Source organism: Niabella sp. (assembly GCF_030150205.1).
In the GTDB taxonomy this organism is placed as follows: Bacteria; Bacteroidota; Bacteroidia; order Chitinophagales; family Chitinophagaceae; genus Niabella.
On the sequence record NZ_JASLGT010000022.1, the window covers coordinates 24,857 to 35,928 of the forward strand.

General features: G+C 47.4%; 8 protein-coding genes and 2 rRNA genes. All 10 read right to left on the reverse strand.

Annotated elements, in window-relative coordinates; genetic code table 11:
* Positions 1–191: 191 nt before the first annotated feature.
* Positions 192–1,697 (reverse strand): SusD/RagB family nutrient-binding outer membrane lipoprotein, encoded by a 1,506-nt coding sequence (locus Q1V85_RS16670; RefSeq protein WP_300601645.1) that lies wholly within the window; start codon positions 1,695–1,697, stop codon positions 192–194.
* A gap of 13 nt (positions 1,698–1,710) precedes the next feature.
* Positions 1,711–5,064 carry a SusC/RagA family TonB-linked outer membrane protein gene (locus tag Q1V85_RS16675; protein ID WP_300601646.1) on the reverse strand — a complete coding sequence of 1,118 codons (3,354 nt, stop codon included), beginning with the start codon at positions 5,062–5,064 and terminating at the stop codon, positions 1,711–1,713.
* 25 nt (positions 5,065–5,089) lie between these two features.
* The gene (locus tag Q1V85_RS16680) at positions 5,090–6,121 is read right to left on the reverse strand and encodes a FecR family protein (protein WP_300601647.1); all 1,032 of its coding nucleotides are present in this window, start codon (positions 6,119–6,121) and stop codon (positions 5,090–5,092) included.
* A gap of 37 nt (positions 6,122–6,158) precedes the next feature.
* Positions 6,159–6,689 (reverse strand): sigma-70 family RNA polymerase sigma factor, encoded by a 531-nt coding sequence (locus Q1V85_RS16685; protein WP_300601648.1) that lies wholly within the window; start codon positions 6,687–6,689, stop codon positions 6,159–6,161.
* A 161-nt stretch (positions 6,690–6,850) separates the two neighbouring features.
* The gene (locus Q1V85_RS16690) at positions 6,851–7,558 is read right to left on the reverse strand and encodes a PIG-L deacetylase family protein (RefSeq protein WP_300601649.1); all 708 of its coding nucleotides are present in this window, start codon (positions 7,556–7,558) and stop codon (positions 6,851–6,853) included.
* 295 nt (positions 7,559–7,853) lie between these two features.
* On the reverse strand, positions 7,854–8,024 hold the full coding sequence (locus Q1V85_RS16695; protein WP_235553771.1) for a lmo0937 family membrane protein: 171 nt from the start codon (positions 8,022–8,024) through the stop codon (positions 7,854–7,856).
* Positions 8,025–8,223: 199 nt separating this feature from the next.
* Positions 8,224–8,670: a DUF4375 domain-containing protein gene (locus tag Q1V85_RS16700; RefSeq protein WP_300601650.1), complete on the reverse strand. Its 447-nt coding sequence runs from the start codon at positions 8,668–8,670 to the stop codon at positions 8,224–8,226.
* Between the two features lie 552 nt (positions 8,671–9,222).
* Positions 9,223–10,446 carry a DEAD/DEAH box helicase gene (locus Q1V85_RS16705; protein WP_300601651.1) on the reverse strand — a complete coding sequence of 408 codons (1,224 nt, stop codon included), beginning with the start codon at positions 10,444–10,446 and terminating at the stop codon, positions 9,223–9,225.
* Between the two features lie 265 nt (positions 10,447–10,711).
* A 5S ribosomal RNA gene (gene rrf, locus Q1V85_RS16710) occupies positions 10,712–10,823 on the reverse strand.
* Positions 10,824–10,919: 96 nt separating this feature from the next.
* Positions 10,920–11,072, reverse strand: a 23S ribosomal RNA gene (locus tag Q1V85_RS16715); the annotation flags it as partial.

The following is an 11,072-nucleotide window of genomic DNA, read 5'->3' on the forward strand; positions in this document are numbered from 1 at the left end:
TTATTTCCGCCTAACCGGTACAAATATCGGAAAATCCGTAACCCTGTTTAAAAAACAGATCTCCTGAGTTATAATTATCCCGGTTTCTTTTTCCTCACAGATACAGCCATGGGATGTAAAAAAAACCGGCTCCCGCATAGAACATACGGAAGCCGGTTATATCAATTATTGAAATCGTTTTATTAGTCCCCCTACGGTTTCTTATCCCACCAAACCCGGGATAAAAAGGAATCACCGTTCTGCATGCGGCCCACGGCTTCTTTATAATGCGCATTGTTTAACTGCGCCTCGTCGGATGAGTAAATGCCCCTCCGGGGAATCTGCCCGTTTGTGGAACCAGGGTTAGGTCCGGGTGTCAGTACCGGGTACCCGGTACGGCGCCATTCTGCAAAAGCTTCCATATTGCGGCCAAACAAATGAATCCATTTTTGAGTGGCAATCTTTTCCATCTTCTGGGCGTCCGTCAGCCCGTCGAAACTCAATACCGTATTCACATAATCCGCAGGCAGGGTATTGATATTGTACGGAGCAAGGGCAAAGGCCGCTTTTACGCCTTCGTAAAAGAACCCATAGGCATCTGCATTGTTGGCACCCCAGCCCAGCAATGCTGCTTCCGCTTTGTAAAAACAAATGTCGGAATAAGTCAGCGCATAGCTGGGTATGGGCGCAAAGGTCTGACTAAAATACGTGTTGCGACTGGCCGTAGAATAATTGGCGCGGATCAGTTGTGATAACTGGTTATCCGTAAGCGCCACACCAATGCCCTGGTACACCTGGTTGCCGTTGATGGTTACAGGCTGCGCTAACAGGGGCAGCCGGGGATCATTGTAACTCTTTAATTTGTCGACCAGCGTATTGGCCAGGTAACGCAGATCTGTGGAACCGGTAACAAACTGTCTTAAAATGGGATTATAATTTTCGGCCTGGGCGTTGTTGTACGTGGGCACGGCCGCATTGTCTGCATTCCCTGCCAGGAGCCCAATGGAAGAGGTCATGGCCGCCTGCACCGTTTGCTGAGCCAATGTAGCGTTGGCATAGCGCATACGCAGCCCCAGCCTGAGTTTGAGCGAATTGCCAAACTTTTTCCATTTGTCAATGCTTCCGTTATAAAAGAAATCGGCACTGCCGTAAGACTGGTCGCCCGCAGTAAGCTTTGCCAGTGCGGCATCCAGCCGCTGGATCAGCAAAGGATAAATGTCTTCCTGCTTATCAAACTTCGGCGTACGGTTGATAGCTGCATCAGATTGGGTTACTTCTGAAAAGGGAATGTCGCCAAACAGATCAGTTAAACGCTGGTACAGGTATACTTCATACAGTTCTGCAATGGCCAATTTCGAGCGTCCGGCAGGATCATTTTCTAACCCGGCCAGTTCTTTCTTAATGCGGGTAATATTACGTAGCAACGCATAATGCTGCGCCCATATCAGGTCTTCGGGTCCTTCATAATACCTGGAAACCGGCACCACCGGTCCGCCCGCCCAATGCTGTACCCAGGAGCCCATCTTGGTATTGGGCAGCTCACCCGATTCCTGGAACGTACCGTCGCGTACAATCCGTGCAAAGAGCAGCCCCGGATCTACGGAAACAACAGAGGTTGGTGGTGTATTGATCTTTTCAAAATCTTTTGTACAGGCCCCCATGGTTGTACCCAGTGCAAGACCAGCAATGATGTGTATATATAATAATCGCTTTTTCATGATTGTTCAAGATTTAAAATGCAAGGGATAAGTTAATACCGAGGTTGCGCATCATTGGCAATGAGGTAGACTCAATACCTATGGAGGAATTGTTTACATTAAACGCGGCGGTTTCCGGAGAGAAGCCATCCGTCTTGCGTTGAAAATAAAACAGGTTGCGTCCGTAAACACCCAGCTTTGCGGATTTTATAACCCGTGCGGGCAACCAGTTTTTGGGCAACTGGTAAGAAAGACTGATCTCGCGCATGGCCACATAGCTCATATCATTGATCATTTCCTCCGACACCATCACTTCTTTATCGCTGGCTACCATATTCCAGTAGTCCTGCGCTTTTACGGGAATATTATTCTTCTGTCCGCTGTTTACCCAGTTGCCGTTCCCATCCTTCTCCGCAATATATCCATCAGCAATATAGGATCCATCCCTTCCGGGAACGGTTTTATTGGTGACCCCATAGATGATCTCCTCCCGGTTCGACTGTGAAAAAATGACACCACCCTGGCGGATGTCTACCAATGCATACAAGCTAAAACCCTTATACTTTAAGGTATTGCCAAAGCCTCCCAGCCAATCGGGTTGCGCATTGCCCAGTTCGGTCTCCACGCGGCCGCTGCTGCGGAGCGGAAGCCCGGTAGCCGGGTCAATAAGGCGATTACCACCGGCGTCTTTGATCCAGGCGAACTGTGTACCGATCAATTGTCCAAACGGTTTGCCAACCTCTGCCACCACATTAATGCCGCGATCCGTTGCCAGTAAAAAAGTTTCTACGCCCGGGTATAAGGATTCTACTTTGTTCCGGTTGCGGTTGAAGTTAAAGACCGTATTCCATTCAAACCCGGAAGCGCTGCGCACCGGCGTTGCGGTTAACACAAACTCAATCCCTTTATTACTGATCTCACCGGCATTGATGCGGTTTTTGGTGTACAGGCTGGAAGGGGCAATGGGCACATCCAGGATCTGGTTCATCGTACTGGCCTGGTAATAGGTGAAGGATACCCCCAGCCTGTTTTTAAGAAACCGCAGCTCAGCGCCCGCCTCAATGGAAGTGGTCAGCTCGTTCATCAGGTTCCAATCCGGGATCACATCGGTATAAGAAGCCATAGGTACACCACCGTGCGTATACTGGTTGAGGCTATAGGTACCCGTTAACTGGTAGGGATTGCCCGAACTGCCGGCCTGCGCCCAGGAAGCTCTTAGTTTTACAAATGAAAGCACATCAGATTTAATGTCCACCAGGTCCGATAAAATTAAACTTGAACTGATCGAAGGATAGAAAAAGGAATTGTTTTGTTTAGACAAGGTAGATGACCAGTCGTTACGGGCAGAGAAATCGATGAACCAGTAATTTCTGAACCCAAACTGGCCGGACATATACGCCGAATTGATCTGGGATTGGCTTAAGTCAAACAGGTAAGAATTGGTAGTGGTATTATTGATCACATACAGGTTGGGTACAATGAAGGAATTACCCGTGTTACCGGTAAGCCGCAGGAAACGGCTTTGATGACTGGCGCCCAGGTTTACCCCCAGGTTCATATCTGTTCCCAGTGAAACATTAGAGCTGGCCAGGAAATCAAAATTATTTTCCCGTACACGGATCACCTCTTCCCGGATATCGCCTTTTTTACTTAAACTCTGGTACGTATTGATGGGCCGGTAACGGAGGCGCTGGTCCGTATAAAAATCGGTACCACCGGTTGCCATTAACTTTAACCAGGGCAATACATCATAGGTAAGTCTTAACATACCAATGATGCGATCCCTGCGATCTTCATTATGGTTTTCGTTAATCGTCCAGAACGGATTTCCGGTAGAACTGTTGGTAGCATAGGTCTTTTCCAGTCCGGCATATACTCCTGAAAAACCAAGCTGTTTTGCCACTTCCTCATCGGTCCATTTATAGTTCGACATGATGGAGTTACCCAGGCTTCTGGGCTGACTGATCAGCAGGTAGGCAGGGTTATCGGCCGCATCTGAAAGCGTGGGCCTGTTCTGCGCTTTCTGCATGATATAACTCAGTTTTCCATCGAGCGTTACGCCCGGCCAGAGTTTTGCCTGTGTCCGGAGTCCGAAATTATTCCGGTTCAGATCGTTGGTGGGGATATAGCCATTGACATTGGTGTTGGCAAATGAAAACCGGTAATTGATCTTTTCACTGCCACCATCCACGCTCAGGTTATTGACCATTTGTTTTTCAGGTTGAAAAAAACTGCCGTATGTATCCGGCTGGGGGATTAGCTGCAGCACATGACCGTATTGATCTTCATAGGTCTGGCCATCCATTCGCACGCCCCAGGATGCACGGGTAGTACGATCGCGCCCCGCGCTCATTTTGGGTATACCCTGGTAATTATTGGCCCGGGCATCGGCCATGGAAACGATGGTGCCATCCGATTTACGGAAATGGGTGAAATCACCATTGAGTCCCTGTGCATATTCGTTCTGAAAATCGGGCAGCACCAACGCATTGCCTACGGAATAGTCAAAGTTATAGTTCACATTGATCTTGCCCGCCTTACCGGATTTGGTGGTAATTAAAATAACGCCATTGCTTCCCCGCTGGCCATAAAGCGCTGCGGCGTTGGGGCCTTTCAGTACCGACATGGTTTCAATATCATCCGGGTTTATGTTCCCGATGCCATCGCCATAATCGGTTCCGCCTGTTTGACTGGCAGCACCAATATTCTGGTTATCGATCGGTACACCATCCACCACATACAGGGGCTGGCTATTTCCGATAAGGGAATTATTACCGCGGATCACCACTTTAGCCGATCCACCGGCACCGGAGGCGGCCCGTGAAACCTGTACGCCGGATACTTTGCCGGATAAGGCATTCGATACATTGGCTTCTTTTCCCTGTGTGAGTTCATCTCCTTTTAACTCCGCCACGGTATAGCCCAGTGCCCGCTTTTCGCGCTTAATGCCCAACGCTGTAACCACCACTTCACTAAGCTGTGCCCGGTCTGTTTCCAGCGATACGGTAACAGCCAGCCGGTCGTTTGCCGCAACATTGTATCCCGTAAGCTGTTTGGGCTTAAATCCAACAGAGCTGAAGTTGATGCTATAGCCGGTGCCTTGCGGAACAGCAGCAATTAAAAAGTTACCGCCGGCATCGGTTGCCGTGCTCTTATTAAAGCCGTTTGCCGCATTTGACAATACAACCGTTACACCTTCCAGGGGCTGGTTGCCCTCATCTCTTACCACTCCGTTAATGGAGGCCGTGTTCTGCCCAAATAAGGCAACCTGAACACATAAGAGCAACAAGACTCCGGAAACACGTCCTACAACGGGAAGCCGCCGGCCTTTTGCCTTAAACCATGTTATTGGCTGCAGCAGCCGTTCCCATGCTGATAATCTTCTCATAACTCGAAATTTCAATTGATGGATTTTATTGTTTAGATATCTGGATATTTATCTTGTGTAAATCATTTATCTCCCGTATAACTTCTTCATAAACCCGGTCCGACTTTTTAAAGGTTCCGCTGTAAAAACGGTTTGCCAATTGTTCTGCCGGCGCCTGCAGCCGCAAGTGATAATTGTTCTCAAGAATTTGTGTCACTTTTTCCAGGGCCATATTTTTAAACGTGATCGAGGTACCGTCATCCTGGAAATACTCCCCACGGTCAAAATCCGTCTGGGTGTCTTTAGATGCTGATAAAATTTGCTGACTAACCGGGTTGATTTCTATTGCCCTGCCAGGGGTCAGCTCCAGGTGTACCGGGTTTTCTGTTTCCTTCTCTCCCCCTGTTATTTTAATTTTCCCTTCCAGCAACCGGATCCGGGTACGTGTATTACCGTCTGATTCATCCACTATAAAAACAGTACCCAGCGCAGTGGTGACCAGGTTTTTTGAGTATACATTAAACGGACGGGCTTTATTTTTTGCAACGGTAAATTTTGCTTTGCCTTTTAACCAAAAGTCCCTGCTGTTGCGTCCTTCAAAGCTTTCAGGAAAACGGATCTCAGAGCCGGGGTACAATACCAGCGCTGAGCCATCTGAAGCTTTTATCTGCTGCAACTCCTGGCCCGTATTCCTGTAATAGCGCATTGAAGAAGAAGGCGTTTCCTTCGGCGTTTTTTGCGCCAGTTCCGGCTTCGGTGCCTGGGTTGGGTTTGTGAACAGCCGCACAAAAAAGACGATGCCGATTACTGCCGCCGCTACTGCACCATACCATAAATAGCGGGTATGGCGCTGCCGTTGCTCATAACGGTTTATTTGTTGCACGAATGATGCATATAATTGCTTTTCATCATAACCGGGAGCCTGTATATCCGGCGCGTTCTCCTCCCACCGGAAATCGTCCAGTAAGGCCGCAAGCTTTTCCGGCTCCCGGCGCAGCAGCTGCCGGATCAAACGCCGCTCCCCGGAGCTGCATGCTCCGCTAAAAAAACGTTGTAACAGGTCTTTTGAAACTTCCATTCTTATAAAATACGAATGGAATTGCGGTATCCCCCAGTCAGGTGAAAAAAATAATTATAAAAGCGGTAAGGGTCTTTTTTAGTGTTTTTAAAGCGAGGGATATATGATTTTCCACGGTTTTCACAGACAGGGAAAGCCGTTCTGCAATTTCACGGTGCGACAATTCTTCAAAACGGCTCATGGTAAAAATCTTTCTGCGCATTTCGGGCATAGCCGCCACCTGGGCCTCTACCCGCGCCAGCAATTCCTTTGCGCTGAAGGATTCTTCCGTAGCATTGGCCACAGTTTCTGTATCCTGGGCAGCAGCATGCAGGTTGCTCCTGCGGCTTCGCTCGCGCAGGAGATCTATGATCACCGACCGGCTGATACAGCGGATCTGTGCTTCAACGGGAATACCCGCTTTGCCGGCCTTAAGATTTTTCCAGAGTTTAAAGAAAACACGCTGTACAGTTTCTTCTGCCAGGTAAGCCGATTTGGTAAATTGCCAGGCATAGGCATAAACCGGTCTGCTCCATTTTTTAAACAGACCTTCAAAATCATCCGGTATGGCATCGCTCGTTAAAGACATCTTCCCGGGTTGCTGTCGGAACCCCGATAAAGATATTTATTTAACGCATATTCCCCATATCCCGGTGAATATTTACGGGTAGTAACTCAATACCCTGCATCAGGGCCAGCCCAGGCTTTTGCCGGGTAGTGATGCCGTGGCTGACCGAAGCACAAATCGGATTAGGGCAGTACCCGCCGTGTTAGCCCCCGTTGATAGGCCTCCAGCCGTCTGAAACCTTCTGCATACTTGCAACCGGCTGCGAGTCCCCTGAATTTTGATTGTGTTTCCATGAGCTCCAGCATATCCGTATCGGCCTGCTTTTTCATATCCTCAACCTGGCTCTTATGGCAACGCAGCATCTTCTTCTTAATGTCAAACACCTCCGTTATATCTACATATTCTGAGGGCATAAAATCGATTCCACAAACCGTATCCATATAATAGATCTGCGATGCCTCCAACCGGCAGGGTGGCAGTGACTGATGGTCAATAAACGGCAATCCTTTTTGAGAATATGCATCAAACACCAGCTGACTTACATACCGGTGGTCCGGATGATAATCATTGGGCGCATGTGTAAAGATCACATCCGGATCAGCTTCACGTAACAGATCAACCATAACACGCCGCTGATGCGGATCGGGAAAAACATGTTCATCCGCAATTGCCGGCCAGATCAGTTCCGCCCCGATCAGATCTGCGGATGCCTGTGCTTCTTTTTTCCGGATAGCACCCATCTCTTCCGGCTGAATCACCAGGTCGCCTACACTTCCATCCGTAAAAACGGCGATCACCACCCGGTGTCCTTCCCCGGCATATCGGATCAGCGTACCGGCACATAGTATTTCTGTGTCATCCGGGTGCGCTGCCACACTAAGAATGTTCATTGCTTTATATATTTTGAAAAATTAAACGGGCATAAGCACATGCCGTCATCCGGCCTAAAGCATCAATGATCATGCCCGGCAGGCAGCTTCACGCCTGGTAATCATTAAAGGGCTGCGGAAACTGAAGCAGGTCCTGTATCCGGCTGCTTTCCTTTCAGTGTTTTATATTTAAGGACGTTGCATCTGTGGCATTTCGCGGGCAGGTGAAAAAAGGAAACCCTGCAATTTGAGGAGGTTTTTCCACGTCCGGCAGCAAACTTCAGAGGTATCAGCAATGCAGCTGTCAGCCGTTCATTTAATCAACCGGTTTACGCCCGGAAATGATATTATACAATACAACAATGATCGCAATTACAAGGAGAATATGTATCAGGTTTCCCAGACCCATTCCTCCGCCAACACCAATTAATCCCAATATCCATACAACGATGCAAACAACAGCAATTAACCATAATAAACTTCTCATAGTGAACTATTTTATTGGTTAAAAAATCATTTATAAGGACCGGCTACCCGGCAGCTTCTTTCCAGGAACCATAATCCAAATATGATGCCGCATTGGCATACCAAACAGGGTGCTCATCATACACCGCTATTTATAGATCCAGGCTTTATTTCGCAAGTGCTTTTTATAAGGCCGGGAATCGTTTTATCTTTTTTAGCCGCTATTTTTCAACAGCATGCTGACTGTATTCCCGGAATATTTTTTCATTCAGGTGATTCGAATGTATCCGGTAACTCAAATTATGGGAATCGATAGACACGCGTTCTTCGTCTGTGAGGTAAGCCACGATATCGGTTGCGTGCACGGGTATCAGCATTCCTCTTAAGGATTCAATCACTCCAATTAATTTGTTTAGCGCTTTCAGACATTCTTTCGCTTCCACTTTTTTCAGTGCCCGCATGGCATATGAAAGGCATTGATCACCGGCGTCTCCAATGAACCGGAGAAAGCCGCCATTATGCATATCCCGCTCCAGTATCCATAGTGCAGCCAGCTCCTGGTCTTCTTTTGAAAGAAGGGTCCAGCTGGCATCACCGGCCTTTTTTAACCGCGTATATGCCGCATACGTCAATAAATTGTATTCGTTTTGTGGAATGGATTGATTCATAAAGATCCGTTTAGAGGTTTGAGGGATACTAAAGATACTTCATATTTATGGTTTTATTATCATATGAATGTTTAAACATCTATAATTCAGCAAGATTGCAGTATTTGTTTTATATGATGCCATTATGGAAAATATTTTGGCATCATCCTTGTATTATAATAAATCTCTTAAACTGATAGAATATTGCGGCAATCAGGCAGGTGGAGTTGATCAGTTTAGGCCTTCAAAAGTTGAATTAAGTTAGTCAATTTTCTCATAAGCAGTTAGTTTTGGTTGCGTCCCCTGTTTCCACAGGGGACTATTTTTTTGTGCAATACGCTTCAAACAAACAGTTCCAGGCCGAACCGACCAGGTTTTTATTGCGTTGGTGCATTATATAAAAGTAATTATCATGCCCTCTCACAATCATAGATTTGAAACCTTTAAGCATTGGTACCGCTAACTCAAAAGCGGGTGATCTTTTCAAAACACGCGTTCTGTCATCTGCAGGATAGCACTTCTTAAATGACATAAAAAAGCCCCTGTAAAACAAGGGCTGTAAAAAATGTACGTTTATCGATGACGATCACCTTTTTTCTTATAGTATTTCTTAGGTGGACTACCAGCACGTTTGGGTCGCGCTGTATTATATACCGGTTGTTTCCCCAGGTGCTCGGGCAGGGTCATTTTATCCACTTCACGGCCAATCAGTTTTTCAATGGCCATAAACTTGCGCTGGTCCTTTTGATTCACCAGGGTAAATGCACTACCTTCTGCTTCTGCGCGGGCGGTACGGCCAATACGGTGCACATAGTCTTCCCCGGCACGTGGCACATCAAAGTTGATGATGAGGTCAATATGATCAATGTCAATTCCCCGGCTTAAAATATCCGTAGCCACCAGCACCGGCAGGCGGCCACTTTTATATTGTATCAGTACATCATCGCGTTGCTCCTGTTCCAGGTCGCTATGAATTTCCCCGGCCTTAATACCCTTCCGCCGGAGGTCTCGGGTCAATTGCTTAACATTGAGCTTGCTGCTGCAGAAGATCAATACCGCCTTATACTTTTTTGCAGCCAGCAGGTGTTGAATCAACGGAATTTTTTGCTCATCATATACCATGTAGGCCTGCTGTACGATCTTCGCCGGCGGTTTGCTCATAGCAATGCTTATCTCTACCGGGTTATGCAAAATGCTCTGTGCCATTTTTTTTATCTCTGGCGGCATCGTAGCTGAAAACAGCAGGTTCTGACGCTGCTTGGGCAGATGATTCACAATGAACATAATATCTCCGTAAAAACCCATATCCAGCATACGGTCGGCTTCATCCAACACCAGACACTGCAACCGGTCGAGTTTTACATACCCCATTTTTAAATGGGCCATCATTTTACCCGGCGTACAGATCACAATGTCGGCCCCAGCTGTTAAAGCCCTTTTTTCGGCTATAAAATTATTCCCGTCACCGCCCCCATAAACCGCAACGGAGCTTACATCTGTAAAATAAGAAAGGCCATCCAGGTGCTGCGCGATCTGTACCGCCAGTTCCCGGGTGGGTACGATCACCATAGCCTTGATACCATCTGCGCCAGCCGCCGGACCGGTCAGTAACCGGTTGATCAGCGGCAACAGAAAGGCTGCAGTTTTGCCCGTACCCGTTTGGGCAAAGGCCAGTACATCTTTCCCTGCCAGGATATGCGGTATCACCTGCTCCTGTACGGGGGTTGCCTGTTGGTAATTGGAGGCATCAATGCCTTCCATCAGGCGTTCATCAAATCCAAATTCTGTAAACTTCACTAGCTGGAGATTAAAAAAATTAGGCTGCAAAGATACTGGCTTTGAAGCATTGAAGGGATTTATTTAGTTTGCAAAAAAAACGGGGGGATCTGGAGTTTCGAATAACTGTTTCTGGTGCTCCTGAGCGACCTTTGACATCCGGGTGGCGGGTTAAACCGGCCGGCGGCTCTGCTCAACATCATCCATACACTCATTCATCCATACCACAGGTTATATATTATACCGCAAAAAAAAGCGCCTCACATTACTGTGAGGCGCTCAATAAGAATGGCAGCTACCTACTCTCCCGCATTGTGGTGCAGTACCATCGGCCATAAGGGGCTTAACTTCTCTGTTCGGTATGGGAAGAGGTGAACACCCTTGGTATAACCACCATAAAAAGGTCGGCCCACCCAAACCCTCCCAAAAGGAGGGCTTAAAACAGGCCCAATAAGTTAACATATTGGAAAAAACTGTTAGAAGAGATCTAAAAAAAAATTAAAGCTTACGGGCAATTAGTACTACTCGGCTTTGATGTTACCACCTTTACACCTGTAGCCTATCAACGTCATAGTCTCTGACGGCCCTTAAAAGTAAACTCATCTTGAGGCAGGTTTCACGCTTAGATGCTTTCAGCGTTTATCCTG

Excerpts from the sequence above, each read along its gene's own strand:
- Q1V85_RS16670 (WP_300601645.1), bottom strand. The coding sequence starts at position 1,697 with ATGAAAAAGCGATTATTATATATACACATCATTGCTGGTCTTGCACTG.
- Q1V85_RS16675 (WP_300601646.1), bottom strand. The coding sequence starts at position 5,064 with ATGAGAAGATTATCAGCATGGGAACGGCTGCTGCAGCCAATAACATGG.
- Q1V85_RS16680 (WP_300601647.1), bottom strand. The coding sequence starts at position 6,121 with ATGGAAGTTTCAAAAGACCTGTTACAACGTTTTTTTAGCGGAGCATGC.
- Q1V85_RS16685 (WP_300601648.1), bottom strand. The coding sequence starts at position 6,689 with ATGTCTTTAACGAGCGATGCCATACCGGATGATTTTGAAGGTCTGTTT.
- Q1V85_RS16690 (WP_300601649.1), bottom strand. The coding sequence starts at position 7,558 with ATGAACATTCTTAGTGTGGCAGCGCACCCGGATGACACAGAAATACTA.
- Q1V85_RS16695 (WP_235553771.1), bottom strand. The coding sequence starts at position 8,024 with ATGAGAAGTTTATTATGGTTAATTGCTGTTGTTTGCATCGTTGTATGG.
- Q1V85_RS16700 (WP_300601650.1), bottom strand. The coding sequence starts at position 8,670 with ATGAATCAATCCATTCCACAAAACGAATACAATTTATTGACGTATGCG.